Raw genomic sequence first — 26,576 nt, 5'->3', positions numbered from 1 at the left:
CGGGCTCAGTACCAGTTGTACTCCTCGGAGTGTGCCCAGGCGCCACAGGGGGTGCTGTAGCGGGAAGCGATGTAGCCGAGGCCCCAGGTGATCTGGGTGGCGGGGTTTGTTTGCCAGTCGTCGCCTGCAGTCTGCATCTTGCTCCCAGGAAGCGACTGGGGAATTCCGTAGGCGCCGCTGGACGCGTTGTAGGCGCTCACCCGCCAACCTGACTCCCGTTGCCAGAGCTGAACCAGGCAGGTGAATTCGGCGGTGCCCCAGCCCCGGGCGGCGACCTGGGTGGCGGCGATCGCCTGCGCGCCGCTGCGATCGATCACGGCTCCGGCGGGCGGTACGGGCGACGACGCGGGTGATCCGGATGACGCGGACGCCTCAGCCGCCGCGGTGGCCGCAGCCTGGCGCTGGTGTTCGAGATACTGCTGCTGGGCGGCCACGCCGTTTCGATACTGCCTCTCCACGTCGGCGGATGAGTTCTTCAGCGACGCGAGCTGGGCATAGAGCACCGCGCTCGTGGACTGCTTTAAGACGACCTCCGCGTCGGCTGCTTGCTGGGCCGCGCGCGCAGCCGTCAGCCCGGCCAGTGCTGCGGCCTGCAATCGGTCGCGCTCCGTGGTCATCGCTTCGGCTTGCGCGCTGAGCGCCTCGGCCGAGTTGCGTTCGGCATCAGCCTCCGCGGTGAGCCGCCCCGCCTGCTCCGTGAGTCGCTCCATCGTGCCGAGCCGAAACAGCAGGTCGTCGGAGTGCGTGCTGTCGAAGAAGGCGCCCAGACTCAAATCGGTGCCTGCGGCGCGGTAAAGCTGGGCCCCCAACGCGCCCAGTCGGGTGCTGCTGTCGACAGAGCGAGCGGATGCGGCATCCGCTTGAACGGAGAGCACGCTCTGCTGGGCTGCGGCTGCGCTGTAATCCGCCTGTGTTTGTTCATGGGCGGCGCCGAGTGCTACGGCGTCGTCGCCGAAGGTGGCGGCGCGGGTCTGCAACTCGTCGAGCGCGAGTTCGATTGCGGCCACCTCGGCGAGAGTGGCGGCGACGCTGCTCTTGGCGGCTTCCACCTGGTCCCAGGTCGGGTAATCGTCGACGGCGGCGGCCGAACTCGTGGTGACGCTGCCGGCCGCGATGGCGGCGGCGGTCACGAGGCAGAGAAACATGCCCGGTTGTTTCATGGAACTTAGTCCTCACCCCGTAGACGGCGAGTTTAGCCGTTGGACCCGGGAAAACCGGTGGGTGGGTGAATCCGCGCGGACGGCGACGGTCACAACGGATGCTCATGGCTCTGCCTGCAGGTTCGCGCCGCACATCGTCGATCGGGCCGAGTCGAGCCTTTAGGGGAAGGTTTGACGAGCTTTTAGGGGCACGTTTGACGAGGTTTTAGGGGAAGGTTTAACGGGGCTTGAGGGGCACGTTTACCGCTTGCCGGGATCAGGCGGGGTCCCAAGGTAGGGGCTGATCAGACGGAACCGGGGCGAGGGGAATCACCACCACCGGACGATGCTGACGGTGCGCCAACTGGGCCGCCACCGAACCGTTGATGAACTCCTGCAGGCTGGCCCGCAAGGTCGCCTCCCTGGTTCCGACCACGATCATCGCGGCACTCAGCGTGTCTGCCAGGTCGCCGAGGGCCCCGGCCGGATTGCCGGCCAGGGCTCGGGTGCTCCAGGTGAGCCTGCATCCGTCGAGAAGCACGGCCAGGTGCGCCGCGAGATCCGGGTCGAATCTCGCCTCCGCACGTTCGGGCGAGTCCGCAGTGAATGGCAGACTCGTCATCGTTCCGTCGCCCAGGTCGTAGACCCGGTACTGGCCGGCGTCGACGGATGCGCACACCAGCTCCGCGTTGAAGCGCGCCGCGAATATGGCCGCCTGCACGACGACGGTATCCGCTTGGCCGGGCACTACCCCAACAATCACGCACGCGCTCATGCTGAACTCCTTTACTCAAGGGCCCGCAGACGAACCGAAACGCCTGCCGAACAGCGGGTCACCGTCAGCATGGCAGACTCCGCCCCGATTTGCCGTTTGGCGGATACAGAGATTTTCGTCCAGCGACGAGCAGGACTTCAGACGTTCGGTACGGTGGATTTTTCAGTTCGGCCTCCGAACAAATCGACCAGGGCGAAGGCCAGGGCAACGGCGATGAGTGCCAACGCGACCAGGATGCCGCTGAAGAAGCCGTCACGAAACACCTGCACGCGATCAGGCTGGCTCGCCTCCGCGTACAACATCGCGTAGAAGGTCGAGATTATGGCCGCGACTCCGATCGCGGTTCCCACTCGCTGACCGACCTGGGCCATCGACCCGGCGACACCGCCCTGAGTGACCGGAACGTCGCTCAGGGTGAGCGTCTGGTTCGGCGAAATGACGAGGCCACCGCCGGCGCCGGTCATAGTCATGGCTGCGGCGATGAGCCACGGAGCGAGGTTCACCGAGGCGAACAGTCCCGCAAGCAGAACGAGCACAAAGCCGATCATGACCGTGACCAGGCCGGCGGCGACGAGCTGGCGGCCCCAGCGAAAGACCAGGCGACCGCCGATCCACGACGTAACGGCGGAAGCGAGAGCAAATGAGATGCTGACCATTCCGGCGAAGACGGGTTCCAGCCCGAGGCCCTGCTGCAAAAAGAGGGTGACCAGCAGAAAGTACGGTGGAATCGCCGCAAAATATGCCGTCGAAATCAGTATCCCGTTGCGATAGGACGCCGTGCGAAAGAGCGAGAAATCTATAACGGGTGACTTGCCGATCTGCTGGTATCGCCGTTCCCACCAGAAGAATGCGGCACCGGATAGGCCGAAGACAATGAGCCAGAACCAACGGTTGTGGTCATCCGTTGGCGAACCGGTCGTCAGCACGAACGGGAGCATGAGGCCGAGGGTGGCAATTCCGAGCAAGAGGATGCCGACCAGGTCCAGTCCGGTCTGCTCCCGGGCATGACTCTGACGTTTCGGAAGCACGCGCATCGCGAAAAAGAGTGCCAGCAGGCCCAACGGCACGTTCATCCAAAAAGACAGACGCCATCCGTTCTCTGGGCCGCCCACGGCGATCAGGAGGCCACCCAGCGTCGGCCCGAAGGCCGTCGAAATTCCAATGACCGCGCCAAACAAGCCGGATGCGTGCCCTCGTGCCGCGCCCTGGTAGAGCTGCTGGATCAGCCCGAGTACCTGCGGCATCTGGATTCCCGCAGCAATTCCCTGCACGATGCGCGCTACTATCAGGAACTCGATCGTGGGCGCGATCGCGCACAGGATGCTCGCGACCGTAAATGAACTGAGACCCACGATGAACATGAGTCGCCGGGAATGAATGTCGCCCAGCCGACCGGACGGTACCAGCGCAAGCCCGAAAGCGAGGGCGTAACCAGCGACGATCAGCTGGAGTTCGGTGGTACCGCCGCCGAGCGACTGTTCGATGGCGGGCAGGCCAACATTGATCTTGGACAGGTCGAGAATGGTGAGCGATGCAACTCCGACGCAGACCCAGAAGGCTTGCCGCTTCAGCCGGTCGGCATGTTCGGAGCTGGGATGGGGTGTATTCGGCATGTTCCACTCACTCTAAAGCCGGGGTGCGTAGCCGGCATCGTCTGGGGCGCGTGACAGCACCCTGTCGGGGGCCTGACCGTGACGAAGGTTACCGAATTCTGGGCCGTATTTTGAGGGCCACTCTGCCGCGAACTTTGTCCTTCTCGGCCTGTCAGAACAGGGTGTTGGGTTCACCCACGGGGCCGCCTGGCCGGGGGGGTCGAGTCCTCGGCGGTTGGAGCAGCGGTGGTGGGCTTCGCCGCCGTAGTCGCGTTGAGCCCCGTGGCTACGTAGACGACCATTGGGCCGCGGCGAGGGCTATCTGGGGCAAAATCGATGAGCTTTCGAGTCCTCAGGCGTGTCAGCCGATTCCGTGCGGTGACGACATCGCAGTCAAGATAGTTGCGGACGTCCTCGTTCGAAATGCGATCGTGACGTTTGAGGTGGCGGAGGAGTTTTTCATCGTCGGCGTCGATGCTATCTGTGCGGTACGTCAGTGCCGAACGCATACCAGCGATCGTGCGCGATGAGAGTAGGTAGTTCGGGTGTGCCCGTCGCGTTGTGCCCTTCGTGGGTTGGATGAGCTCGGCAGTATGCATCCGGATTAGGATTCTCTGCGTGTCATTCGGGTTTCGCTGGAGCCTTGTCGAAACTGTGTCAGCGTTCACTGACCGGTTGTGCCTCAGCGCGGTTAGGACAGTGAGTACGTCGACATCAGTTGCGAGGGCGTCTGGCATTGCGGAGCTTCTCAGAAATCGCGCGAAAGCCTCATCACCGGCGCCGCCAATGAGCGCCACTCGGAACCGAGGCCCGTCTTCGAGGGCGGGTGGCTCTTTACCCAGGAGGGCGACGGATCGGAAAATCCGGTCGAAACCGAGTCCGCTCATTTCTGCCAATCGAAGCCTGGCCATGTGCCCGGCTAGTTTGGGGTTTCGTGGTGACGCGGCATCATGCAAGAGGCGGTCGACGCGGAGGGATGGTAGGAGGCCGCCTGGGCTCGTGACGACCAGCTCCTCGGGGCTGTGGATGATCTCGACGACGCCAGCGGCCTCCCAGTCTCGGTGCGCGAAGGCATTGGCAATAACCTCGCGAAGTGCGTCTCTCGGGTAGTCGACGAGTTCGATTTGTTCGGCGCCGACACGAATAAACTGGCTGCGCGCAAGTGAGCCAACAGTCGTGAGGAGTTGGTCGAGCAGTAGCACTAACGGCAAAGACGTGTCGTCTCGTCGCATCAGAATTCGGGGGTCGCCTCCCAAACTGGGGCGTGATTGCACGTTGACTCCCCATTGAAAGATTGTCTTCAGGGCCTCAGGATTTCCGTAAAGCAGCACTGCGGCACGATTCGGTCCCCCGTTCGCAGTCGCGAGTTCGGTCGCCTTGGCGAAGGCGGGGAAGTCTGAGAGGGCGATTGACGCTAACTCGTCATTGCCATTCAGTGAGAGGAGCTGGGCGCCTCTCTCGATGGCTGCCCGGGACAGTTGACTCCACTCTATGCTTGCTGGTTCGGCGGACCAGTCGCGCCCTTGTCGAATGGCTCTGAGGCCACGGAGCTGCTCGCCTTCGAGGGCGACGCAGCGGTCGTTGAGGCGGATCTTGTAGACGCCCTCCGTTGTGCTGTAGACGTCGCTTCCGTCCGGGACGCCCAGCACCAGGATGCTCTTGCCGTCCACAATTAGTGTGTGGGGGTGAACCGTGATCGACGGGCTTGTGCGGGCGTGCATGTTGTTGACGATGTCATTGATGAGCCATTTTGTGGTGTCGACTCCGACGATTGCTTCAGATCGCGTCGCTGCTTTATCCTTCACGCCGATGATGAGAATGCCGCCATTTTGCGCATTGGCGAAACAGACGACGGATTCGGCGAGGTCCTTGAGGAATTTTTCGGGAGCCCGTCGGTCACCGCTCGGTGGGGTCTGCTTGAAGTCAAGCCTTGTGCCCTCGAGCGAATCAGCGTTCCAGCCGTCCCCAATCTCGGTCAATGCTGACTCAGCTTCCTCACGTACTGTCATAGCCAAATGATAACAGGTATGATACGACCGCACTAGGTATCTCGTGTCATACTCGAATCATTTGTGAGGTGCCACCTATGGCCCTCAGACTGCGCGGCGTGTGAGTCGTAGCCGCGGATCACGTGCCGCCGCGAAGGGCGGTGATCGGCTCGATGTTGGAGGCGCGCATCGCGGGATAGGCGCCGGCTGCGAGGCCGACGACCGTTCCGAGCCGGGCGGCCCCGATCGCGACGACCGGGTCGAGAATCGGGGTCCAGCCCTGCAGCAATGAGACGACGACGACCGCGAAGACCCCGAGGGCCGAGCCGATCAACCCGCCGAGCAGGCCGATCACGGCCGACTCTACGATGAACTGCCGGGCAATGTCGCGCCGGGTCTCGCCGAGCGCCCGGCGCAGGCCGATCTCGCCGACCCGCTCCATTACCGAGAGCAGGGTGACGTTAGCGATGCCGAGGCCGCCGGCGAGCAGCGCAAGAATGCCGAGGGTGAGAAAGACTATGTTGATGTCGGCCTGAATATTGTCCTGCAGCGATGACGCCGCGGCGGGCGCCTGCACCGTGAAATTCTCCGGAGCGCTCGGGTCGAGTGCGATCGGCGCCTGCCGCGACACCAGAGTGCCGGCACCGACCTCAATTTGCACGTGCAGTTCGGCTGGGGCGGTCAGGCCGAACTGCACGCGGGCAGTGTTCAGCGGCACGATGACGATGACGGTGTCGAGCAGGCGGGCACGACGTTCGACGCCGTCGATGATGCCGATGACGGTGTACGACACCTCACCAATGAAGATCGACGGCTGGCTGTCGACCCGGTTGATGCCGAGCGTTTCGGCGGCCCGCTCCCCGAGCACGGCCACCCGGTCGCCGCGCTCGTCGTGGCCGGCGTCGAAGAAGCGTCCGGTGACGACCTGCCCGCGCACCGCGGCGAGCAGTTCAGATGAGGCAGCGATGACGGCGGGGCTCAGTGTTTGCGCGGCCGAAGGATCATTGACCGGAACGGATGTCACGGCCTGGCCGGCAACATCGACATCCGCCACGAGACCCGCGCGTTCCACCCCGGCCAGCCGATCGACCCGCTCCGGGGCATCCCACGGCAGCCGGCCGGTGGCCTGCTCAGCGCCGCTCGAATTGCGGGTCGAGGCCGGCTCGATCATGATCTGGGTCGCCGAGACCGCGTCGAACTGGTTGGAGATCTGCCCGGCGGCCGTCTGCGCGAATCCGATGGTGACCACCAGGGAGGCGATGCCGAGCACGGTGCCGAGGGTCGTCATGACGAGCCGGCTGGGCCGGGCGCCGACGCCGTAACTCGCCTCGACCAGCAGGTCCTGCACCGAGAACCGGTCGGTCCGGCGAATGACCGGCACGATGCTGGGTGGGCCGGAGAGTGCGGCGACCTGTTCGTCGGTACTGGCTGGGTGAGCGGATGCTGCGGCGGTCGGGGTACCGGTTGCGTTGGCGAGTCCGGTGGGGGTGGAAGCTGAGCCGGGGGGCTGCGATTCGGTGCGCGCTACTCGTCGAGCAGGCTGGTAGAGGTGCCGTCGAGGTGGTATTCGCCGACGCTCGGCTGGTCGAGCAGTCCGAGCAGGTTGAGCATGGTGGACTTGCCGGATCTGCTCGGACCGACGATCGACAGGTAGTCGCCGCGTTCAACCCGCAGGTTGACCGATTTGAGAGCCTGCACCTCGGGCGGGCCGGGAAACGACCTCGTGACGTTGACCAGTTCGACGACCGGGGCCGCGATCACCGGCCCACCACGACGAGATCACCGGCCCACCACGACGAGATCCCCGACCGCCGGCGAGCCGTCGACGGCGGTGATCTCGACGAATCCTTCGGCGGCGAGCCCGGTGACCGCACTGGCCGTTCTGGCGTTGAACACGTCGGAGTCGAGCGGTCCTGGCTCGATTCCGGCCACGCTCAAACCCTGCTTGAGCTGCAGCACGTCTGGGCCGGACACTCCGACCCGCAGGGTGCGGTAGACCGGCAGGTCGCCCGGCAACACGATCACCCGGCGGCCGGTGACCTCGAGCGCGATCGACGCGGTGTCGAAGATGGCGGCGACCTCGGGCACCTGCCCAGTGATGGTGGGCGGGCCGGCGAGTTCGCCGGTTTCAATGGAGACCTCGACCGAGTCGGCATAAGTGGCGTTGCCGCGTCGAGGAAATCTTCGACGGAGGATACGGTCGGTTGCGTCTTGTTTTCGGCCATGGCCTCAGTTTTGCGCGTGCAGGCCTCTTCTGCTGCCGGGCCGAAACTCGACTCGTCGATCCCGACGCGTGCGCCACACAGCCGCGGCATGCTTCGGGCGGATATGGTGGGCAGCAAGGCGTCGCCTCCCGGTTACACGTGATTGGAAACAGCACCATGGCCCAAAATCCCAAACAGAGCAACAAGGTTGCCCGAGCGGCAAGCTCAGGCATGCGGAACGCACGGTTCAGCGCTGAAGCGGATACCGCCGCGGCAAGAGCCCGCGCCCTGAGGGCCAGCCACCTGGAGAAAAAGAAGCCCGGCAAGTAGCTTTGCGGGTCAGCTGCTGCCGCGCAGGTAGGCCAGCTGCGCGCGAACGGATGCCTCGGCGGCGAACCGCACCGCGGCATCCGTTTGGGCGTAGACCACGTCGGTAACCTGAGCCGTGCTCGCATCGTCGCCGAGCTCTCGCAGGGCGGCACGCACCTGGTCGAGACGCTCGCGCCGGTGGGCGAGGTAGGTGTCGCAGCTGGCGGCGAGGTCGGGCAGCACCGGGCCATGGGCCGGCAGCACAAAGGCCGGGCCGAGCGCGCGCAGACATTCGAGTGAGGCGAGGTAGTCGGCGAGGGTGCCGTCGATGATGGAGGTTCCGCGGCCGAGAATGGTGTCGCCGGTGAGCACCGAGCCGGTCGGGCCGTCGTCCGGCAGGTGCAGGCAGACGGAATCGTCGGTGTGCCCGGGGGTGTGCACGATGTGGATGCTGGTGCCGCCAGCCTCGATCAGTTCACCGTCGAAGAGGGGTTCGCCACCCACGCAATAGGCCCGATCGAATGCTCGCACCGGGGCTCCGGTCAGTTCGGAGAACCGTGCGCTCGCGGCCGTGTGGTCGGCGTGCCGATGGGTCACGAGGACGAGTGTGACCCGCCCAGCCGCGGCGAGGGCAGCGAGGTGACCATCGTCGAGGGGACCGGGGTCTACCACGACGATGTCGGTCGTGCCGGGCGCGGCAATGAGGTACGAATTGGTGCCGTCGAGGGTCATCGGCCCCGCGTTCGGAGCGAGCAGGCTGCGGGTGAATGGGCTCGTGCGCTGCGGTTGTGCGTCGTGGTCGGGCATAGCTCGCAGCTTAGTGTCGGTGTCGGTGTCGGTGTCGGGGGTCGGCGTTAGGGTGGGGGGAACCTGATCGATGAGGACCACGCGATGACGCGAGATGCACAGACCGGCCCGGTTTTGATCGGGGATGGTGCGAGCCCGGCTGCGCCTCTCGGGGTGGCCGCGACGGTGGTGTTGCTGCGTGACGGTGCCGAGGGGCCCGAGGTATTGCTGCTCGAACGTCCGCGCCATCGCGGGTCGTTTGCCGGTGCCTGGGTGTTTCCCGGTGGTGGCGTTGATCCGGAGGACCGATTACTAGCGGATGTCGCGGCGTCGGGTGGCAGCGCAGCGACCGTCGCCGAGGATACCGAGGCTATGATCGCCGGCGCGGATGCTGGTGATTCTGCTGATTCGGACGACCCTATCGCCCCGGCGGCAGCCGAGGCAGCCGAGGCAGCCGAGGCAGCCGAGGCCGTCGAACAGCTCGCCGCCCGCCGGGCCGCCGTGCGCGAGGTGCGGGAGGAGACCGGGCTTACGGTGTCGCCGGATGCGCTCGTCTCGACCGCGCTGTGGATTCCGCCCTCGATCGCGCCGAAGCGCATGCGCACCTGGTTTTACCTCACGGCGGCACCGGCCGGTATCATTGTGCTCGCCGAAGATGAGGTCATCGACTACGCCTGGCTTCGGCCCGCGATCGCGCTGGAGCGGCACGCATCCGCTGTGATGACGCTCGTGGCACCGACCTGGGTGACGCTGCACGGGCTGCAGGGGTTCGAGTCGGTGGCCGCGATCGTGGCGCATTTCACCGGGCGTGGGTTGGCGCACTACGAGACCCGACTCGGAGCGAGCGAGCGTGGGCAAGTGCTGTTCTGGGCGGGCGATGTGGCCTACGACGACCAGGCCCACATCGAGCAGGAAGGGGGCCGGCATCGGCTGGAGATCGGCCAGGTCCCGTGGGTGTACACGGCGAGCGATCGGGCGTAACGCCTCAGCCGCTCGTCGGGCCGCTCGATTTGAGCGCTTGCTGAACGGAACGCTCGGACGCCCGGGTAAGGCGCCCGGGTCAGGCGGCCGGGCCGACAGGGATCAGCGACGGCACGCGGCAGTTCTGGCCGCCGACGAAGTTCAAGCATTCGTCGAACACGACGGAGAACGGTACGAACGCGGAATCTCCGAACCAGGCGTTGTAGAACAGCCAGAAATTGAGGTTGCCGTAGGTCGAGCAGGCATCGCCCTCGTCACCAGCGTTTTGCACGGCCACCGGGTTGGGCTGGTAAGGCGTGTAGTTGTACAGGTTAGCCGTGGCCTGGTTTTCGATGGCGACTGGGGTTGAACCGCACTCGGCGTTGGGGTTGAAACCCACGTCGACCGTGCCGATCTTGAAGGCCCGGTCGGGTTCCTGGGTGTACTGCCGAAACTGCCAGGCCGCGTTGTAGACCTGGTTGAAGAATCCGAAGTACTGGGCGTCGCAGTCGGCGGTGTCCGGGCAGCCGTAGCCGGTGGCGCGCAGGTAGCCCGATTCGCTCGGTCGGGTCAGCAGGGACTGTTCCTTTTGCAGCAGCACCAGCAGTACCTCGGGGCTGATCGTGCAGGCCGCCGCGATCTTCGCGATAATGCGGGCGGCGGTCTCGTTCGCGCCGCCGGTATAGGGCAGGCAGTGCCCGGCGCCCTTGGCCGGTTGGCTGGTCGTCGTCTCGCGGTACTCCCAGAGGCACGGCACGCCGTCGCTCGGGGCGCAGGAGCGGTCTTCGAGAAAATCCTGGATCTCGCTCTCGGTGAGGGCATCCGGGTTGAAGAAGTTGTAGTCGCTGATGATGCGGCCGGGGTCGAACGGAGCGGGTTCCGTCACCGCGGTCGGCAGCGGGGCTGCGGTAACGGGTGGCGTCGGAGAGGTGACCAGGGTCGCCAGCAGGCCCAGCAGAGCTACGCCGGTCGCCAAAATGCGCAGTCGGCGAGGGGGCAGCGCAAATGTGCTCATACCAAAACCCTAACCGCGGGCGGCCAGCTCGCGGCACTCAGGACGGAAGCGGGCACTCGTTCCCAGGGGGGCCAGCGTCGCGAACGAGTGCCGCGAGGCGCTGCCCAATGCGGGTCAGGCCGTCGGGGCAGGGATGACCACCATGGGGGACTGGATGTTCAGCACGATCGAGTGGCTCACGGAGCCGAGCAGCAATTTCGACAGGCCTGTGAAGCCGTGGTCGCCGACGACCAGCAGCGCAGCCCCGCGGGCTGCGTCGAGCAGCACCGACTGGGCCGGGCCGCGCACCAGCGACGGACGGATGCGCACCATCGGGTAGCGGGCGGCGACGATACGCAGCGACTCGTCCAGGATGCGCCGGTGCGTGGTCTCCAGGGTCTCCAGAAACCGGGCGTCAGGTTCGGTCGTGTCGCGCCAGACCAGCGGTTCCTGCCAGGCATGGATCGCGATGAGGTCTTCGCCGGAACGCTCGGCTTCGGCCGCCGCGAATTCGATGGCGGCATTGGAGGCCGCCGATCCGTCGACGCCGACCACAATGCCGGTGTGCCCGGTGTTGAACGGCACAGCGCTGTCGCCCTCCGGAATGATCGCGACGGGTCCGTTGGCCGAACCGGCCAGGCGTGCCCCCAACGACCATTCGTAGCGCAGGGTCGACCCGCGGTGACGGTGGGTTCCGACGACGACAAGGGTGTCCGTTCCGCTCAGCGCGCGCAGTTCGGAGATCGGGTCTCCGGAGAGCAATTCGGAGTGCACCGTCAGCGCCGGATACTTCGCGCTGACCCGCTCCGCATCATCGCGGAGTACCTCGCGGGCGCGTGCTGTCGTGGACTCCAACACGAAATAGTCCGCCGACGACACCGTGCGATCGAGCACCTGCACCAGCGTGAGGTCCCCGCCGGTTGCACGGGCCAGCGACCAGTTCAGGGCCGCTCGGGCCGGCTCCGTTCCGTCCCAGGCAACCACCATCTTGGCGGTAGTGAGCGTGTCAGTCATGAGCCCAACCCTTTCTGCGGTGCTGGGCCGCGAGTGGATGCTCGGGTGACCGTCGCCGACTTCTACTTTTCAGGTTAGCCACGGCGATCATCCCCAAGTAGGGCCGAAAGTCACGAGATTAGCGACGACATCCGCTCAGCACGGTACGCAACGCCGGTAGATTTCGGGACACGCCGTGATTGGGGCGCAGCCAGCTCGGGCAGGGAGTCGAGCGATTCCCGCACGCCGCTGCCGGGGCCAGGCCGCTCCCGATCGCCTCCGCGACGAGACGGGTGTCGCCGTACATCGATTCGTAGACGATCAGGGCGCGCATGAAATCTCCCGGGGAAACGTTGTTAGCGGGTGATGACGACCTTGAGGGCCTTGGTTTCGGCGGCGCGACCAAAGGTGTCGTAGGCCTCGAGGAACTGGTCGAAGTTGAAGTGGTGCGTGGCCAGTTTCTCCGCCGGCAGCTTCTTGCTCGCGACGAGCTTGAGCAGCATCTTCGTGGTGTTGGCGTTGACCAGCCCCATGCTGATGTTGATGTTCTGAATCCAGAGGTTCTCCAGGTGCAGGTCGACCGGCTTGCCGTGCACGCCGACGTTGGCGACGTTGCCACCCGGGCGCACGATTTCGGTGGCCATGGTGAAGGTCTGCGGAATGCCGACGGCCTCGATGGCCACGTCGACGCCGGCGCCGTCGGTGAGAGCCAGAACCTGCTCCTTCCAGTCGGCGGCACCGGAAACGACCGTGTCCGTCGCGCCAAAGGAGCGGGCCCGCTCGAGGCGGTTCTCGTCGAGGTCGATCGCGATGATGGTCGCGGCGCCGTACAGGCCCGCGGTCGCGATGGCGGCGAGGCCGACCGGGCCGGCACCGATCACGGCGACGACATCGCCCGGCTTGACCCGGCCGTACTGCACGCCGATCTCGAAACCGGTCGGCAGAATGTCGCTGAGCATAACGCCCTGGTCGTCGCTGACGCCGTCCGGCAGCTTGTGCAGGGAATTGTCGGCGTAGGGAACGCGCACGAACTCGGCCTGGGTGCCGTCGATGAGGTGGCCGAAGACCCAGCCGATACCGGAGGCACCCTCGTCGCCGAGACAGTGCGAGTAGAGCCCGTTGCTGCAGTTGCTGCAGTGGCCGCAGCTCTTGATGCAGGAGATGATGACCCGGTCGCCGACCTTCAGGTTGCTGACGGCTGAACCGACCTCGGTGATTGTGCCGACGCCCTCATGGCCGAGGATGCGGCCGACCGTGACGGCGGGAACGTCTCCCTTGAGAATGTGCAGGTCGGTGCCGCAGATTGTGGTGGTGTCCACGCGCACGATCGCATCGGTCGGGCTGTGCAGCGTCGGATCCGGAACGTCGGTCCAGCTCTTCAGGCCGGGGCCGCCATAGACAAGTGCCTTCACGGGGTATCTCCTTGGTTCGTGGGCGGGCAAACGACCCGTCAGAGCCACGCTAGTTCTGGAGCTCCTGCGCCCAACAGTGCCGAAAGTCCCGTTGGGAAAAACCCACCTAATCGGGACTTCCGGCCCTTCTATTATTCTGCGCGCACTGGGAGGATGAGGCGTAGGTGGTGCACTGCACCGCTGTGACCTGAGCTATCAGAAGAGGTAGAGCAATGAACCGGATGATTGTGGTTGGCATTGATGATTCTGCCGCCGGCGAGACCGCCCTCGCGTGGGCCATGCAGCGAGCCGAGAACGTGAAGAGCCCGGTGACCCTCATGCACACCGTCTACGAAACCTGGCTGGCCGATGGCTACGGCTACTACGATTCCATTCTCGACGCCGAGAAAAAGCTGCTCACCGACGCCGGCACCCGCGCCGCCGCCCTCGCCCCCACCGTCACCACCCACACCGAGTTGCGCACCGGCAGCGCACCGCGCGTACTCAGCGAGTTGTCCAAGGAAGCCGAGCTCATCGTGGTCGGCACTGATCGAAAGGGCCGGGTCGAGGGCGAACTGTTCGGCAGCGTGAGCCTGCAGATTGCCGCGCTCGCCACCTGCCCCGTCGCCGTCATCCCCTCCCTGCCCGAAATTGAGCGCTCGGGCGTGTACGTCGGCGTGGATGGCTCAGCCGATTCCGTGGCGGCCGTCGCGTTCGCCGCCGCCGAGGCCGACCGCACTGGCCAGGAGCTCTACGCCCTGTACGCGGTGCACTTGCCGAACCGTCGTGTGCTGCGCAGCATCCCGGCAGACGCCGTGACCGAGCGCATGGAAGAGGAACGCATTGTGCTTGCCGAGGCCGTCGCCGGCCTCAGCGCTCGTTACCCCGACCTCACCGTGCACCAGGTTCTGGAGACTGATGAGTCGCCGGCCCGGGCGCTTGTCGCTGCCGCCAGGCGCGCCCAACTTCTTGTGGTCGGCAGCCGTGGCCGCGGGTCGCTGACCCGTCTGCTGATGGGATCGGTCAGCCACGAGGTGCTACTGCACATCAGCTGCCCGACGATTGTGACGAGAACAACCCACAAGTAAGGTCACCTCCCACCAAACCGTGCCAAGGTGAGAGCACAGATCGCTGACTGGGTGGGGGGAACACGGTGTCGGATCAGAGTATCGCCGAATTGGCGCTCACCCAGGACCGCATGCGTGGCCTGCTCGACGCCGTCGTGTCGGTTGCTGAGGATCTCAGCCTCGAAGCGGTGCTTGAGCGTGTGGTGACCGCGGCCTGCCAGCTGGTGCAGGCCCGGTACGGTGCACTCGGGGTGATCGGCAGCGGTCCCGTCCTGAGCCACTTCGTCACCGTCGGTTTCGATGAGGAAACCGTTCACCGGATCGGGGCGCTGCCGACCGGCCACGGCGTCCTCGGCCTGCTCATTCGCGAACCGCGCCCGATCCGGCTGCACGATCTGCACGAGCACGCCGACTCCTTCGGGTTTCCGGCCCATCACCCGCCGATGAAGTCGTTCCTCGGCGTTCCGGTTCGGGTGCGCGACACGGTGTTCGGCAATCTCTACCTCACCGAAAAAGAAGGCGGCGGCGACTTCACCGACGAAGATCAGGAACTGGCCGTCGCGCTCGCCGCGGCCGCCGGCGTGACGATCGAGAACGCCCGTCTCTACGACGAGGCCCGCCGCCGCAGCCGCTGGTTGGAGGCGGTCGCGGCGATGGGCCGCGACCTGCTGCGCCCGGACGACGGTGACGAGAACAACGGCCTCGATCTGGTCGTGCAGCGCGTCCTCGTCGCTTCCGGTGCCGAACTGGCCGTGATCGGGTTTCCCACCGACGACAGCCTGTACTGTGCGGCCGCTGCCGGCGTGGACGCCTCGGCCGAAGTCGCCGCCCGCCTGGTCGGCGGCACGGTACTGCTGCGCCCCGGCACGCTCGACCAACTGCACGACACCGGTGCGTCCTCAGCCCTCGGCAATCCGCCTATTCTGAGACAGGATGCAGCGTCCCCGGCCTCCGCGGCGCAGTGGTCGCTCCTGGGTCCCACACTGGTGGCCGCACTGGGGCCGGCCGGCGACGGGCAGGGCGTGATTCTGCTGTCGCGAGCACCGGCATCCGCTGCCTATAGCCGTACCGATGTGGAGATGAGCGCGGTGTTCGGCACCCAGGTATCGCTCGCGCTCGAGCTCGCCACGGTGCACCGGATGCGCGAGGAGCAGGCGGTGCTCGGCGACCGCGACCGGATCGCGCGCGACCTGCACGACCTTGTCATTCAGCGGCTGTTCGCCGCCGGGCTGAGCATGCAGAGCCTGCGCCGGTTCACGAACGATCCGGTTGCGCTGGACCGCATCAACGCGGTGACGACCGAGCTCGATGAGACCATTCGTGAACTGCGTGACACGATCTATTCCCTGCGCGGAATGGCCCAGGACACCGGCACGCTGAGCAGTCGCATTCTCGCCGTGATCAAGGAGGGCGCGCAGGGTCTGCCGTTCGCCCCGCGCATCCGCCTATCCGGGCCGATTGACGGACCGCTCGCCGATGACCTCAGCGGCAGCCTGCTCGCTGTGATCTCGGAGGGGCTGAGCAATGCTGCTCGCCACGCGCAGGCGACCAGCATTGACATTTCGGTGGACGCCCAGGACGAGCGGATCAAGCTCGTCATCGCCGACAACGGCATCGGTTTCAGTAAGCCGGCGCGGCGCAGCGGCCTGGACAACCTCAAGGAACGCGCGGCGCTGCTCGACGGTAAATTCTCGGTGCGCAGCACCCTCGGCGAGGGAACCCGGCTGCGCTGGTCTGTGCCGGTGCCGGAAATTACAGTCGGTGTTCGTCTCCACGTTTCGCAACGAACACGGCAGCCTGGGTTCGGCGCTGAAAGTCCAGCTTCGCGAGCATCGACGACACGTAGTTCTTGACGGTCTTCTCCGCCAAAAACATGGTCTGGCCGATTTCGCGATTGGTCAGCCCCGCGCCGATGAGGTCGAGCACCTTGCGCTCCTGCGCGGTGAGAGTGGCGAGCCTGGCGTCCTGCGGGTCGGCCAGGCCGGCGATGATGCCGGCCTTGATCGCCGGGTCGAAGAGGGATTCGCCCGCCGCCGCGCGCCGAATCTTGCCGAGCAGGTCGGTGCTGCGAATCTCCTTGAGCAGATAGCCGGCCGCACCAGCCAGAACCGCACCGCGCAGCGCCTGCTCGTCGTCGTAACTGGTGAGAATGAGGCATTGCTGGGCTTCGTCGACCGAACGCACGTCCCGGCAGACCTCGATGCCGGTGCCGTCGGGCAGGCGAGCATCGAGAATGGCCACGTCGGGACGCAGCTCGAGAATGAGCGGCGTAGCCTCAGTGGCCAGACCGCAGTCGGCCACAACCTCGAACCCCTCGCCCTCGAGCAACTCGCGCAGTCCGCGCCGAACCAGCTCGTGATCGTCGAGAATGAAAACCCGCAAGGGAGCGGCCGTGGCGGCGTTGCTGTTCATGGGGGTCCCTCTTCAATCGGCACGGATGCTGGCCGGTGCGTATTGCTGACTGTTAAGTGTCGCGCCGGGCTGCACCCGGGGACTAGGGCCAAAGGTCCGGTCCTTTAGGAACGCACCAGACGTGCGATGGCGGCGGAAGCCTCGCGGAGCTTGGCCTCGGCTTCGGCGCCGCCAGCGACAGCGGCGTGCAGCACGCAGTGATTCAGGTGATCGTCGAGCAAGCCGAGTGCGACCGATTCGAGGGCGCTCGTCATGGCGGAGATCTGGGTGAGGATATCGATGCAGTACTTGTCGTCGGTGACCATTCCCTGCAGCCCGCGGGCCTGACCTTCGATGCGGCGCAGACGCTTGAGGTAGGCATCCTTGTTGGAGATGTAGCCGTGCGGCCCGTCGTGGGTCGACTCTGACTCGTTCATACGGTTATCCTCTGCGTCGTCGTTAGTGTCCCAGTGTACCCCCTCGGGGTATAGTAGTGCTCTGAGTACCCCCAAGGGGTATGCTCGCATGAGACCCCTTCGCGGGGAAACAGAAAGGTTCTGACCATGAACAGCACGACCACCGCCTACGGCGTTGACGGAATGACCTGCGGCCACTGCGTCGCGAGCGTGACCGAAGAGATTGCAGCTCTCGAAGGGGCTGAGAACGTCACCGTGGAACTGGTTAAGGGTGGCACCTCGCAGGTGACCGTCACGAGCGCCGCCCCGCTCGACCGTGCTTTGGTCGCCGCAGCCGTTGAGGAGGCGGGCTACCAGCTGGTGTCCGCGGCCTGATGTCGGATGGTCAACAGGTAGACCTCCTCGTCGGTGGGATGACCTGCACCTCGTGCGCTGCCCGCATCGAGAAGAAGCTCAACCGGATGCCCGGGGTCGCCGCCACGGTCAATTACGCCACCGAAAAGGCGAGCGTTTTCGTGCCGGCCGGCACGAGCGTCGACGACGCCATCAAGACGATTGAAGCCACCGGCTACACGGCCGTGCGGCCCGCAGCCGCGCCCGTAGCGGACACCGGCGACCCCGAGCTGGCCACCCTGCGCCAGCGCCTGCTCGTCTCGGCCGCGCTGACCGTGCCGGTCGCCGCCCTGTCGATGATTCCGGTGTTGCAGTTCACCAATTGGCAGTGGCTGGCCCTGACCCTCGCCGCCCCGGTCGCCATCTGGGGAGCCTGGCCGTTCCACCGCGCCGCCTGGGTGAACGCCCGCCATGGCGCCGCGACCATGGATACGCTGGTCAGCGTCGGTGTGCTCGCCGCTCTCGGCTGGTCGCTCTATGCCCTGTTCTTCGGCATGGCCGGGATGGCCGGCATGACCATGAGCTTCACTTTCTCGGCCACCCCGGGAGGTGGTGCCGATGAGATCTATCTTGAGGTGGCATCCGCTGTCACGGTGTTCATTCTGGCCGGGCGCTACGCGGAGGCGCGGGCCAAACGCAACTCCGGGGCGGCGCTGCAGGCGCTGCTCGAACTCGGCGCGAAGGAAACCACGCTGCTAAAGGATGGCGTGGAGAGCCGGATCAGCACCGCGCTGCTCGTGGTCGGCGACGAGTTTGTGGTGCGGCCGGGGGAGAAGATCGCGACCGACGGCCTGATCGTGGACGGTTCGAGTGCGATTGACGCGAGCCTGCTCACCGGCGAATCGGTGCCGATCGAAGTCGGACCGGGCGACAACGTTGTGGGGGCAACCCTGAATTCCGGCGGGCGCCTCGTGGTGCGGGCCGTCCGGGTCGGCGCTGACACCGAGCTGGCCCATATCGGCCGACTGGTGGAGCAGGCGCAGACCGGCAAGGCCGAGGTGCAGCGTCTGGCGGACCGGGTCTCCGCCGTGTTCGTGCCGATCGTGATCGGGCTCGCTCTGGCGACCCTGGCTGGCTGGCTGCTGGTCGGCGCCGGCGCGACGATGGCGTTCACCGCGGCCGTCGCGACGCTCATTATCGCCTGCCCGTGTGCCCTCGGGCTCGCCACGCCGACCGCGCTGCTCGTGGGAACCGGACGCGGCGCGCAACTGGGCATTCTGATCAAGGGGCCGCAGGTTCTGGAATCCACCCGCCGGGTCGACACCATTGTTCTCGATAAGACCGGCACGATCACGACCGGGCGTATGACGCTGTCGAGCGTTGTGCCACACGAGTGCGGCTCTGTCGATGAGTTGCTGGCTCTGGCGGGGGCGGCGGAAAGCGGGTCGGAGCATCCGATCGCCCGGGCCATCACGGCGGGCGCTGTTTCGAAGCTCGGCCCATTGTTGCCGTCGTCGGCGTTTCTGTCGGAGCAGGGGCTCGGGGTGCAGGCCGAGGTAGACGGCCGTCTGGTGCTGGTCGGCCGGCCCGCGTGGCTGGTTGAGCGGTGGGGGCTTAGGGTGCCGATTGAGCTGCAGGCCGTGCTGGGCACCGCCGAGGGGCTCGGCAAGACCGCCGTCATGGTGGCCTGGGAGGGCCAGGTGCGCGGCGTGCTGACCGTCGCCGACACTGTGAAGCCGACGAGCGCTGGGGCGGTCGAGCGCTTTCGGGCGCTCGGGCTGACGCCGATGCTGGTCACCGGCGACAATCTCGCGGCGGCGCAGAATGTCGCCGCCGCGGTCGGCATTACCGACGTGACCGCCGGGGTGCTGCCCGCCGACAAGGCTCGGGTGATTGCGCGGTTGCAGGCGGAGGGGCACGTGGTGGCGATGGTCGGTGACGGCGTGAATGACGCCGTCGCCTTGGCAACCGCTGACCTCGGCATTGCGATGGGCTCGGGCACCGATGTCGCGATCGAGGCGAGTGACCTCACGCTCATGCGCAGTGATCTGCTCGCTGCAGCGGATGCCATCCGCTTGTCTCGGCGCACCCTCACGACGATCAAGGCGAACCTGTTCTGGGCCTTCGCCTACAACGTCGCGGCGATTCCGCTCGCGATGGCCGGGCTGCTGAATCCGCTGATCGCCGGCGCTGCGATGGCCCTGTCCTCGGTGTTCGTGGTGACCAACAGTCTGCGGTTGCGCGGCTTCCGCGCGCTCCCGGTCGCCTGAGTATTTCCTTCCGGACCTCTCGTGTTTCCGGGTTCGGGCTTTCGGGTTTCTTGTTTCCGGGCCCGGGCCCGGTCGCTGGGCCCATGATCGATCATGGGCCCGCTTCCGCAAGGTGGGCCCGGGCGAGCGGATGCCGCCGCCGCGCCCGCAGGCTTGTGCCCTGGATACCCTCTAGGGTTTAATTTGAATGGAGGCAAACGTGAAAATCATCATTGTGGGCGGCGTCGCCGGCGGAATGTCGGCGGCTACCAGGTTGCGCCGGCTCGACGAGAGCGCCGAGATCATAGTGTTCGAGCGCGGACACTACGTCTCGTTCGCGAACTGCGGCCTGCCGTATTTCGTCGGGGGAATCATCCGTAAGCGCAGTGACCTGCTGCTGCAAACCCCCGAATCTCTCGGAAGTCGTTTCGCGCTCGACGTGCGCATCGACACCGAGGTCGTGCAGATCGACCGCGTCGAACAGACCGTTTCGGTGCGCAATCTGCTCACCGGCGAAGAAAGCATCGAGAGCTATGACCGCCTCGTGCTCGCCGCCGGCGCCTCGGCGCGTTCCGGCGCGACCGACAGCACCATTCCCACCCATACGCTGCGCACGGTCGATGACGTCGACCACATCACCGCGGTGCTCGCGGGCGTCGAAACGGCATCCGCTGTGGTCATCGGCGGCGGATTCATCGGCCTCGAAGCCATCGAAAACCTCGTGCACCGTGGGGTGCAGGTGACCCTCGTGCAGCGCGGCAATCAGATCTTCACCCCCCTCGACCCCGAAATGGCCGCGCCCGTGCTCGACCGGCTGCGCGAACGCGGCGTCGACGTGCGCCTGGGCACCGTCGTGACTGGAGCGTCCGGGCAGAGCGTCACACTCAGTGACGGCACCGCCGTACCCGCCGACCTCGTGATCGACGCGAGCGGCGTGCGCCCCGACGTGACCCTCGCCGAGCAGGCCGGTCTGCGCATCGGCGAGAGCGGCGGCGTCTGGGTCGACGGCACCCAGGCCACCAGCGATCCACTCATCTTCGCGGTCGGCGACGGCGTCGAGAAAACGGATGCCGTCGACGGCTCCGGCACGCTCGTCACCATGGCCGGCCTCGCGAACCGCCACGGCCGCTCCGTCGCCGACAGCATCGCCGGCACTCCCGAGCAGGTTGAGCCGGCCGTCGGCGCCGGAATCGTCGCCATCTTCGGCCTCACCGTGGCCACCGTCGGCTGGAACGAGAAGCGCCTGATCGCCGCTGGGCGCGCCCACCGCATCGCACACACGCACCCCGCCAACCACGCCGGCTACTTCCCGGGCGCGGAGGGGATGTCGATCAAACTGCTCATCGATGCCGCGACCGATGCAATTCTCGGCGCGCAGATCGTGGGCGGTGCGGGGGTGGACAAGCGCATCGACGTACTCGCGGTCGCGATGGCGGCCGGGCTGACGGCATCCGCTTTGACGCGTCTGGAACTCGCCTACGCGCCGCAGTATGCCTCGGCAAAAGACCCGATCAACCAGCTTGGATATGTCGCCGACAACCTCGCGCAGGGAACGAGCGTGAACCTGCAGTGGCACGAGCTGGAGGCGGCGCGCGCGGCCGGCGCTGTGCTCGTGGACGTGCGGTCGGCGGGCGAATTTGCCGCCGGCAGCATTCCGGGCGCACTCAACGTGTCACTCGACGAGTTGCGAGCCCGACTCGCTGACCTTCCGCCGGTGCCGCTGATCGTGCACTGCCAGGTCGGTCAGCGCGGCCACACCGCCGCGCGCATTCTCACCCAGCACGGATTCGACGTGCGCAACCTCGACGGCGGCTACCGCACCTGGCTGGCCGGAACTGTCACTTCACCCATTTTGGAAAGAGCCCTCGCATGAAAGAAATCACCGTCACCGAGCTGTCCGCGCTCACCGCACCCGTTGTCATCGACGTGCGCGAACCGTGGGAGTACGAAGCCGCCCACGTTCCCGGCGTGATCCACATTCCGATGGGCGAGGTCGTCGGGCGAATCAGCGAGATTCCAGCGGATGTTCCGGTGCACGTCATCTGCGCCCTCGGCGGACGCAGCGCGCAGGTGGCGGAGTATCTGGCCGCGCACGGCCACGACACCGTGAACATTGCCGGCGGCACCACCGCCTGGCAGCAGGCCGGTCTGGCGACCGAGCAGGGGGCCTGAGATGGACGACGTTCGCGCCGCCGAGCAGAAGAAGATTCTGAACCGGTTGCGCCGGGCGCAGGGGCAGCTGACCGCCGTCATCGCCGCGGTCGAGGGCGGCGGCAATTGCCGCGACGTCGTGACCCAACTGGCTGCCGTGTCGAGTGCCCTCGACAAGGCCGGCTTCGTCATCGTGTCGACCGCGATGCGCGACTGCATCGCGAACCCTGACAACGAGAACTCGCTGACGGTCCCCGAGCTTGAGAAGTTGTTCCTGACGCTCGCGTAGGGCGTGCGGGCGGGATTCTGCTCGCCGGGCCCACCTGAGGCAACGGGGCCCATGATCTATCATGGGCCCCGTTGCCGGGCCCGGGCCCCGTCCGCAACGAGCGCGGCACTCAGGCGGCGGGGGTCACTCCGAGACCGGCCAGCATCTCCGTGACGTTCGCCCGGATCTGGTCGCGGATGCGCCGCACCTCCTCGATCGGCTGGCCGGCCGGATCGACGAGCTCCCAATCGACGTAGCGTTTGCCAGGGTAGATCGGGCAGGCATCGCCGCAGCCCATGGTGATCACGACGTCCGCCGCCTGCACCACGTCGTCGGTGAGCGGCTTCGGAAATGACTCGTCGAGCGACAGGCCCAGTTCGGCCATGACCGCGACCATGGTCGGGTTCAGCTCGGGCAGGGGCATCGATCCGGCCGAACGCACGTGCACGGCACCGCCCGACAGGGAATTGGTGAACACCGCAGCCATCTGCGAGCGGCCGGCATTCTGCTCGCAGACGAACAAAACTTCGGGCACCGGTCGCTCGATCGCACCCTTGGCCTGGCCCAGCGCGTTCAGGCGTTCGCGAGCAAAGCGTGCCGTGCGGGTCGTCAAATGAGCCTTTACGCTCGACGTGCGCAGCAGCCCGGTATAGGACTCGAGCACGTAACGTTCGACGGTCTCGGCGGCGAAGATGCCCTGAAACTGCTCGGCGAGCTCACCGGCGAGACGCTTGAGCGACTCTTCCGGGTAGGTCAGGCCGGGAAGCATGCCTAAGCCTCGACCGGCAGAATCTCGGCGAGCAGCGCCTCGATGCGCGTCTTGATCTCATCGCGAATGGGGCGCACGCTCTCGATGCCCTGGCCGGCCGGATCGTCCAGCTTCCAGTCCTCGTAACGCTTGCCCGGAAAGATCGGGCAGGCGTCGCCGCAGCCCATTGTGATGACGACGTCGGACTGCTTGACGGCCTCGGTCGTGAGGATCTTCGGCACGTTGCCGGCGATATCGATGCCCTCTTCGGCCATCGCGGCGATCGCGACCGGGTTGATCTGATCCTTCGGCTCCGAGCCGGCCGAGAGCACCTCGACGCGGCCCTGCGACAGTGCGGTCAGAAAGCCAGCGGCCATCTGCGAGCGGCCGGCGTTGTGTACGCAGACAAACAGTACGGAGGGTTTCATTTCTAAGTTCCTTCAGTTAGACGAGGGTACGAGTGGATGCTGCGGCCGGCGCAGAGTCGGCCGCCGGCATCCGTTCGGGAAAGAGTCGCGGTTTCAGCCAGAGCGCGACGTAAACAAGCGCGACGAGCGCCGGCACTTCGATCAGCGGGCCGACGATGCCGGCGAGGGCCTGGCCGCTGAGGGCGCCGAAGGTTCCGATCGCGACGGCGATCGCAAGCTCGAAGTTGTTGCCGGCGGCGGTGAAGGCCAGCGTCGTGGTGCGTTCGTAGCTCAGGCGAAGCATGCGCCCGGTGAGAAAGCCAATGAGGAACATCATCGCGAAGTAGACCAGCATCGGCAGTGCGATGCGGGCCACGTCGCCGGGGTGGTCGATGACCTGCTGGCCCTGCAAGGCGAACAGCATGACGATCGTGAACAGCAGCCCCCAGAGTGCGAACGGGCCGATGCGGGGCAGAAACTTCGCCTCGTACCAGTCGCGGCCGCGGCGGGCCTCACCGATGCGGCGAGACAAATACCCGGCCAGCAGTGGAATTCCGAGGAACACCAGCACGCTCGCGGTGATCGCCCAGATCGAGAACTCGGCGCTCGTGGTGGGCAGGCCGAGCCAGGCCGGCAGCACCTGCAGGTAAAACCAGCCAAGGGCACCGAACGCGACGACCTGGAACACCGAGTTCACGGCCACGAGAAATGCTGCGGCTTCGCGGTCGCCGCAGGCGAGGTCGTTCCAGATCAGCACCATGGCGATGCAGCGGGCGAGGCCGACGATGATCAGCCCGGTGCGGTATTCGGGCAGGTCGGGCAGAAAGATCCAGGCCAGGGCGAACATGAGCGCTGGACCGACCAGCCAGTTCAGCAGCAGAGAAGAGATCAGCAGGTGCTTGTCGGAGGCGACGGAACGGGCATCCGTGTAACGCACCTTGGCGAGCACCGGGTACATCATGATCAGTAACCCGATGGCGATCGGCACGCTGATCGAGCCGATCGTGAACGCGTGCAGCAGATCGCCGACGGCCGGAACGAACACGGCGAGCAGCAGGCCGAGGCCCATGGCGGCGAGGATCCAGACCGGCAGCAGCCGGTCCATCGCGCCGAGTCGGGTGGGGGCAGGTGCCGTAATGCTCACGAATCTCCAAGTCTTGACGACAGCGATTCGCGGTAACATTGATCGTTGTCGATGTCCACGCTAGATCAATACATTGACCAATGTCAATCTAAGGAGGATCTGTTCAGATGACGTTTACCCGGACCCTGCCCCTGACCGACATTTCTCAAGCGGATGCCTGCTCCTCCCCGCTGGCGCGCGCAGCCATCGCCCCGGACCATGCAGACTCCCTGGCCCGCTCGCTCAAGGCCCTCGCCGACCCCGCCCGGCTGCGCATCATCTCGATCGTGGCGGCCCACGCCGACGCCGAGGCCTGTGTCTGCGACCTCACCGACCAGCTCACGCTGAGCCAGCCAACCATCTCGCACCACCTGAAGGTGCTCGTCGACGCAGGTTTTCTCAGCCGGGCCAAGCGAGGAACCTGGTCGTACTACAGCCTGGTACCCGGCTCGCTCGACTCCGTCGCGGGCGTGCTCGCCGCCGTCTGAGGTCGGCCGCCTGATCGCGTCCGGGACCTGAGCCGTCCTGTCAGGCCGCCGTTCGTGCTGATGGCCGGCGCCGGGGCATCCGTTTGTGTCGTGTGTCGTGTGTCGTTTTTCGAATTGTTCGGTTTGTTCTGGCCCTATGCGCTCGGCGCAATTGCTGTCAAGCTGACGCCAGGGGAGAGGAGCCACCCGTGAGCACCTATGTGATCGTCGGCGTGATTCCGGGCCAGCCCGACGCCGTTGTGCTGGAGGCCGCTGCCTTTGCGGCCCGGTTTCAGGCCGAGCTGGTCTGCGCCACGGTCGATGCCGGCCGATATTTCGTGGATGAGTTCGCCGATGGTGGCGTTATCTCCCTGCCGGTCGACCCCGACCTTGACGACACCGATGACGACGGATTCAGCGTGGCCCTCCGCGCTCACCTGGCGACCCTGCTCGATGGCAGCAACCTGGTCTGGTCTACCCGGGCGGTGGCGGGCGATCCTGCCCGTGCCCTCGCCCACCTCGCTGACACGCTCGACGCCGCGATGATCGTGGTCGGTACCCGCGAATCCGGCGTGCGGGCCAGCGTGCAGGAATTCTTCGGCGGCTCCGTGGCCGTACACCTCGCCCACCGGCAGCACCGGCCGGTCGTCGTCGTTCCGCTCGCCCCGGTAGCGTTCCGCGACGAGCTGCCGTGGGAGTCGGAGCGGTAGCCGTCCAGCCGCGTGGGTATCTCGCGCCGCAGCGATTACGTGCCGCAGTCGCCACGTGCCGGAGGCCTACCCGGGCGCAGGCGTGTATTCTGGCCTCGGCGATGGATCCCGCCGGAGCATCCGCTCAAACTGCCCGCGCTGATGGTTCCTACTCATTGCGACGGAACCACACCGGGCAGGACACCATCGACGAAATCACGCCGCGCGCCGCGCATCTGCGCTGGCGCTACCTCGGCCTGGTGTTTCTCGGCGGGACGGCGGGCACCGCCCTGCGCGAAGCGCTCTCGCTCGTGCTTCCTGACGGTCGCCTACCGCTGACCACGCTCGGAATCAACCTACTCGGTGCCCTGTTGCTTGGCCTCCTGCTCGAGGCCCTCGTGCGCAGCGGACATGATGCCGGTGGCCGCCGCAGCCTGCGACTCCTGCTCGGCACCGGTCTGCTCGGCGGTTTCACGACCTACAGCGCGCTCGCGACCGCGAGTGCACTGCTACTCATCGGCGGTGAGATCGGCCTCGCGCTCACCTATGCTCTCGGTACCGTGCTGCTTGGCGGCGTGGCCACCGGGCTCGGCATCGTGCTCGGCGCCGCTCTGCACCGGCATCCGGGGGCGAACGGATGACCCCGCTCCTGTTCCTGGGGATCGCCTGCGCCGGCGGCGTGGGCGCGGCCGCCCGGTTCTACCTCGACGGCCTCGTGCGCTCCCGCCTCGGCGGGGCGTTTCCGTTCGGCACGACCATTATCAACGTGAGCGGCTCGCTGCTGCTTGGCCTCGTCACCGGCCTCGCCCTGAACCACCTGCTCGCGCCGGAGTGGAGCCTCGTGATCGGCGTCGGTCTGCTCGGCGGCTACACGACGTTCAGTACGGCGAGTTTCGAGACCGTGCGACTGGCCCAGCAACGGCGGTATCTCGCGGCGCTGGCCAACGGGATCGGCATGCTCGTCGCATCCGTTGGCGGCGCAGCACTCGGTCTCTGGGCGGGGCTGGCGCTCGGCTGACTCTGACTCTGACTCTGGCTCTGTCTCTGCCTCGGGCTCGGGCGCCCGCGAGGCCGGGCCCATGTTGCGAACGGGGGCCCATGATCGATCATGGGCCCGCTTTCCGGGCCCGGGCCCG

27 protein-coding genes, 1 pseudogene and 1 riboswitch are annotated in these 26,576 nt (G+C 66.4%); of the genes and pseudogenes, 12 read left to right on the top strand and 16 right to left on the bottom strand.

Translation table 11 applies throughout. The features are described from left to right. Positions 1–5 precede the first annotated feature (5 nt). The 8 genes and pseudogenes from E3T46_RS11850 to E3T46_RS11815 form a co-directional block, all read right to left on the bottom strand. Positions 6–1,160: a lytic transglycosylase domain-containing protein gene (locus E3T46_RS11850; RefSeq protein ID WP_134578701.1), complete on the bottom strand. Its 1,155-nt coding sequence runs from the start codon at positions 1,158–1,160 to the stop codon at positions 6–8. A 256-nt stretch (positions 1,161–1,416) separates the two neighbouring features. After that, positions 1,417–1,914, bottom strand: coding sequence for a universal stress protein (locus tag E3T46_RS11845; protein WP_134578700.1), 498 nt, complete (start codon positions 1,912–1,914; stop codon positions 1,417–1,419). Positions 1,915–2,051: 137 nt separating this feature from the next. Beyond that, positions 2,052–3,527, bottom strand: a complete 1,476-nt coding sequence (locus tag E3T46_RS11840; RefSeq protein WP_134578699.1) for an MFS transporter — start codon at positions 3,525–3,527, stop codon at positions 2,052–2,054. A gap of 170 nt (positions 3,528–3,697) precedes the next feature. After that, positions 3,698–5,515: an RNA-binding domain-containing protein gene (locus tag E3T46_RS11835; RefSeq protein ID WP_134578698.1), complete on the bottom strand. Its 1,818-nt coding sequence runs from the start codon at positions 5,513–5,515 to the stop codon at positions 3,698–3,700. 118 nt (positions 5,516–5,633) lie between these two features. After that, positions 5,634–6,875 carry an ABC transporter permease gene (locus E3T46_RS11830; RefSeq protein ID WP_347232617.1) on the bottom strand — a complete coding sequence of 414 codons (1,242 nt, stop codon included), beginning with the start codon at positions 6,873–6,875 and terminating at the stop codon, positions 5,634–5,636. A 152-nt stretch (positions 6,876–7,027) separates the two neighbouring features. Continuing rightward, positions 7,028–7,255 (bottom strand): annotated as a pseudogene (locus E3T46_RS11825) (ATP-binding cassette domain-containing protein); the annotation flags it as partial. Positions 7,256–7,273: 18 nt separating this feature from the next. Then, positions 7,274–7,582, bottom strand: coding sequence for a hypothetical protein (locus E3T46_RS11820; RefSeq protein ID WP_134578697.1), 309 nt, complete (start codon positions 7,580–7,582; stop codon positions 7,274–7,276). 455 nt (positions 7,583–8,037) lie between these two features. Further along, positions 8,038–8,814, bottom strand: a complete 777-nt coding sequence (locus E3T46_RS11815) for an MBL fold metallo-hydrolase (RefSeq protein ID WP_134578791.1) — start codon at positions 8,812–8,814, stop codon at positions 8,038–8,040. An 84-nt stretch (positions 8,815–8,898) separates the two neighbouring features. Between E3T46_RS11815 and E3T46_RS17990 the strand changes: the two genes are divergently transcribed. Next, positions 8,899–9,774: an NUDIX domain-containing protein gene (locus tag E3T46_RS17990; RefSeq protein WP_166790262.1), complete on the top strand. Its 876-nt coding sequence runs from the start codon at positions 8,899–8,901 to the stop codon at positions 9,772–9,774. Between the two features lie 79 nt (positions 9,775–9,853). Here E3T46_RS17990 and E3T46_RS11805 read toward each other — a convergent pair whose 3' ends face one another. From E3T46_RS11805 to E3T46_RS11795, 3 genes are all read right to left on the bottom strand, one after another. Further along, the gene (locus E3T46_RS11805; RefSeq protein WP_134578696.1) at positions 9,854–10,768 is read right to left on the bottom strand and encodes a hypothetical protein; all 915 of its coding nucleotides are present in this window, start codon (positions 10,766–10,768) and stop codon (positions 9,854–9,856) included. Positions 10,769–10,882: 114 nt separating this feature from the next. After that, positions 10,883–11,761: a universal stress protein gene (locus E3T46_RS11800; protein ID WP_134578695.1), complete on the bottom strand. Its 879-nt coding sequence runs from the start codon at positions 11,759–11,761 to the stop codon at positions 10,883–10,885. Between the two features lie 335 nt (positions 11,762–12,096). Continuing rightward, complete coding sequence (locus E3T46_RS11795; RefSeq protein ID WP_134467030.1) at positions 12,097–13,152, bottom strand: zinc-dependent alcohol dehydrogenase family protein; 1,056 nt, start codon at positions 13,150–13,152, stop codon at positions 12,097–12,099. A 212-nt stretch (positions 13,153–13,364) separates the two neighbouring features. Here E3T46_RS11795 and E3T46_RS11790 point away from each other — a divergent pair, with 212 nt between their 5' ends. Further along, positions 13,365–14,219 carry a universal stress protein gene (locus E3T46_RS11790; RefSeq protein ID WP_134578694.1) on the top strand — a complete coding sequence of 285 codons (855 nt, stop codon included), beginning with the start codon at positions 13,365–13,367 and terminating at the stop codon, positions 14,217–14,219. 65 nt (positions 14,220–14,284) lie between these two features. After that, positions 14,285–16,051: a GAF domain-containing sensor histidine kinase gene (locus E3T46_RS11785; RefSeq protein ID WP_241980678.1), complete on the top strand. Its 1,767-nt coding sequence runs from the start codon at positions 14,285–14,287 to the stop codon at positions 16,049–16,051. On the opposite strand, the gene E3T46_RS11780 is transcribed toward E3T46_RS11785, so the two are convergent. Next, the gene (locus E3T46_RS11780) at positions 15,951–16,610 is read right to left on the bottom strand and encodes a response regulator transcription factor (RefSeq protein ID WP_134578693.1); all 660 of its coding nucleotides are present in this window, start codon (positions 16,608–16,610) and stop codon (positions 15,951–15,953) included. The genes E3T46_RS11785 and E3T46_RS11780 overlap by 101 nt on opposite strands. Before the next feature lie 104 nt (positions 16,611–16,714). After that, positions 16,715–17,026 carry a metal-sensitive transcriptional regulator gene (locus tag E3T46_RS11775; RefSeq protein ID WP_104131557.1) on the bottom strand — a complete coding sequence of 104 codons (312 nt, stop codon included), beginning with the start codon at positions 17,024–17,026 and terminating at the stop codon, positions 16,715–16,717. Positions 17,027–17,152: 126 nt separating this feature from the next. On the opposite strand from E3T46_RS11775, the gene E3T46_RS11770 reads away from it, so the two are divergent. The 5 genes from E3T46_RS11770 to E3T46_RS11750 all read left to right on the top strand — a co-directional run bounded on the left by E3T46_RS11770 (position 17,153) and on the right by E3T46_RS11750 (position 22,027). Further along, a complete protein-coding gene (locus E3T46_RS11770; protein WP_092448318.1) occupies positions 17,153–17,380 on the top strand; it encodes a cation transporter in 228 nt (75 codons plus the stop codon). A 38-nt stretch (positions 17,381–17,418) separates the two neighbouring features. Beyond that, entirely contained in the window at positions 17,419–19,608 is a 2,190-nt protein-coding gene (locus tag E3T46_RS11765) for a heavy metal translocating P-type ATPase (RefSeq protein ID WP_241980677.1), read from the top strand. Positions 19,609–19,807: 199 nt separating this feature from the next. Next, on the top strand, positions 19,808–21,460 hold the full coding sequence (locus E3T46_RS11760; protein WP_134578691.1) for an FAD-dependent oxidoreductase: 1,653 nt from the start codon (positions 19,808–19,810) through the stop codon (positions 21,458–21,460). Next, the gene (locus E3T46_RS11755) at positions 21,457–21,759 is read left to right on the top strand and encodes a rhodanese-like domain-containing protein (protein ID WP_134578690.1); all 303 of its coding nucleotides are present in this window, start codon (positions 21,457–21,459) and stop codon (positions 21,757–21,759) included. The genes E3T46_RS11760 and E3T46_RS11755 overlap by 4 nt, the downstream gene beginning before the upstream one ends. Before the next feature lies 1 nt (position 21,760). After that, positions 21,761–22,027, top strand: a complete 267-nt coding sequence (locus E3T46_RS11750) for a metal-sensitive transcriptional regulator (protein WP_105033762.1) — start codon at positions 21,761–21,763, stop codon at positions 22,025–22,027. 109 nt (positions 22,028–22,136) lie between these two features. On the opposite strand, the gene E3T46_RS11745 is transcribed toward E3T46_RS11750, so the two are convergent. Genes E3T46_RS11745 through arsB form a run of 3 tightly spaced genes read right to left on the bottom strand, consistent with a single transcriptional unit; the run spans position 22,137 to position 24,266 of the window. Beyond that, positions 22,137–22,775, bottom strand: coding sequence for an arsenate reductase ArsC (locus E3T46_RS11745; RefSeq protein WP_134578689.1), 639 nt, complete (start codon positions 22,773–22,775; stop codon positions 22,137–22,139). A gap of 2 nt (positions 22,776–22,777) precedes the next feature. Further along, positions 22,778–23,182, bottom strand: coding sequence for an arsenate reductase ArsC (locus E3T46_RS11740; protein ID WP_134578688.1), 405 nt, complete (start codon positions 23,180–23,182; stop codon positions 22,778–22,780). Between the two features lie 16 nt (positions 23,183–23,198). Beyond that, positions 23,199–24,266, bottom strand: coding sequence for an ACR3 family arsenite efflux transporter (arsB, locus tag E3T46_RS11735; RefSeq protein WP_241980706.1), 1,068 nt, complete (start codon positions 24,264–24,266; stop codon positions 23,199–23,201). Positions 24,267–24,412: 146 nt separating this feature from the next. On the opposite strand from arsB, the gene E3T46_RS11730 reads away from it, so the two are divergent. From E3T46_RS11730 to crcB, 4 genes are all read left to right on the top strand, one after another. Beyond that, the gene (locus E3T46_RS11730) at positions 24,413–24,772 is read left to right on the top strand and encodes a metalloregulator ArsR/SmtB family transcription factor (protein WP_092448311.1); all 360 of its coding nucleotides are present in this window, start codon (positions 24,413–24,415) and stop codon (positions 24,770–24,772) included. 188 nt (positions 24,773–24,960) lie between these two features. Beyond that, positions 24,961–25,461: a universal stress protein gene (locus tag E3T46_RS11725; RefSeq protein ID WP_134444046.1), complete on the top strand. Its 501-nt coding sequence runs from the start codon at positions 24,961–24,963 to the stop codon at positions 25,459–25,461. Positions 25,462–25,549: 88 nt separating this feature from the next. Continuing rightward, positions 25,550–25,619: riboswitch (Fluoride riboswitch) on the top strand. Beyond that, positions 25,617–26,081, top strand: coding sequence for a CrcB family protein (locus E3T46_RS11720; RefSeq protein ID WP_241980675.1), 465 nt, complete (start codon positions 25,617–25,619; stop codon positions 26,079–26,081). It overlaps the preceding riboswitch by 3 nt. Then, the gene (gene crcB / locus E3T46_RS11715; protein ID WP_104131563.1) at positions 26,078–26,458 is read left to right on the top strand and encodes a fluoride efflux transporter CrcB; all 381 of its coding nucleotides are present in this window, start codon (positions 26,078–26,080) and stop codon (positions 26,456–26,458) included. Before E3T46_RS11720 ends, crcB begins: the two co-directional genes overlap by 4 nt. Positions 26,459–26,576 lie beyond the last annotated feature (118 nt).

This window comes from Cryobacterium sp. Hh11, assembly GCF_004404045.1.
GTDB classification, from domain to species: Bacteria; Actinomycetota; Actinomycetes; order Actinomycetales; family Microbacteriaceae; genus Cryobacterium; species Cryobacterium levicorallinum.
This window is presented reverse-complemented; position numbering and strand designations above follow the sequence as displayed.

Bases quoted from the DNA above. Each gene is read 5' to 3' on its own strand.
- E3T46_RS11840 (WP_134578699.1), bottom strand. From the start codon at position 3,527: ATGCCGAATACACCCCATCCCAGCTCCGAACATGCCGACCGGCTGAAG.
- crcB (WP_104131563.1), top strand. From the start codon at position 26,078: ATGACCCCGCTCCTGTTCCTGGGGATCGCCTGCGCCGGCGGCGTGGGC.
- E3T46_RS17990 (WP_166790262.1), top strand. From the start codon at position 8,899: ATGACGCGAGATGCACAGACCGGCCCGGTTTTGATCGGGGATGGTGCG.
- E3T46_RS11800 (WP_134578695.1), bottom strand. From the start codon at position 11,761: ATGACTGACACGCTCACTACCGCCAAGATGGTGGTTGCCTGGGACGGA.
- E3T46_RS11770 (WP_092448318.1), top strand. From the start codon at position 17,153: ATGAACAGCACGACCACCGCCTACGGCGTTGACGGAATGACCTGCGGC.
- E3T46_RS11815 (WP_134578791.1), bottom strand. From the start codon at position 8,814: ATGCCCGACCACGACGCACAACCGCAGCGCACGAGCCCATTCACCCGC.
- E3T46_RS11790 (WP_134578694.1), top strand. From the start codon at position 13,365: ATGAACCGGATGATTGTGGTTGGCATTGATGATTCTGCCGCCGGCGAG.
- E3T46_RS11755 (WP_134578690.1), top strand. From the start codon at position 21,457: ATGAAAGAAATCACCGTCACCGAGCTGTCCGCGCTCACCGCACCCGTT.
- E3T46_RS11765 (WP_241980677.1), top strand. From the start codon at position 17,419: ATGACCTGCACCTCGTGCGCTGCCCGCATCGAGAAGAAGCTCAACCGG.
- E3T46_RS11740 (WP_134578688.1), bottom strand. From the start codon at position 23,182: ATGAAACCCTCCGTACTGTTTGTCTGCGTACACAACGCCGGCCGCTCG.
- E3T46_RS11750 (WP_105033762.1), top strand. From the start codon at position 21,761: ATGGACGACGTTCGCGCCGCCGAGCAGAAGAAGATTCTGAACCGGTTG.
- E3T46_RS11835 (WP_134578698.1), bottom strand. From the start codon at position 5,515: ATGACAGTACGTGAGGAAGCTGAGTCAGCATTGACCGAGATTGGGGAC.
- E3T46_RS11805 (WP_134578696.1), bottom strand. From the start codon at position 10,768: ATGAGCACATTTGCGCTGCCCCCTCGCCGACTGCGCATTTTGGCGACC.
- E3T46_RS11775 (WP_104131557.1), bottom strand. From the start codon at position 17,026: ATGAACGAGTCAGAGTCGACCCACGACGGGCCGCACGGCTACATCTCC.
- E3T46_RS11850 (WP_134578701.1), bottom strand. From the start codon at position 1,160: ATGAAACAACCGGGCATGTTTCTCTGCCTCGTGACCGCCGCCGCCATC.
- E3T46_RS11745 (WP_134578689.1), bottom strand. From the start codon at position 22,775: ATGCTTCCCGGCCTGACCTACCCGGAAGAGTCGCTCAAGCGTCTCGCC.
- E3T46_RS11730 (WP_092448311.1), top strand. From the start codon at position 24,413: ATGACGTTTACCCGGACCCTGCCCCTGACCGACATTTCTCAAGCGGAT.
- E3T46_RS11780 (WP_134578693.1), bottom strand. From the start codon at position 16,610: ATGAACAGCAACGCCGCCACGGCCGCTCCCTTGCGGGTTTTCATTCTC.
- E3T46_RS11845 (WP_134578700.1), bottom strand. From the start codon at position 1,914: ATGAGCGCGTGCGTGATTGTTGGGGTAGTGCCCGGCCAAGCGGATACC.
- arsB (WP_241980706.1), bottom strand. From the start codon at position 24,266: ATGGACCGGCTGCTGCCGGTCTGGATCCTCGCCGCCATGGGCCTCGGC.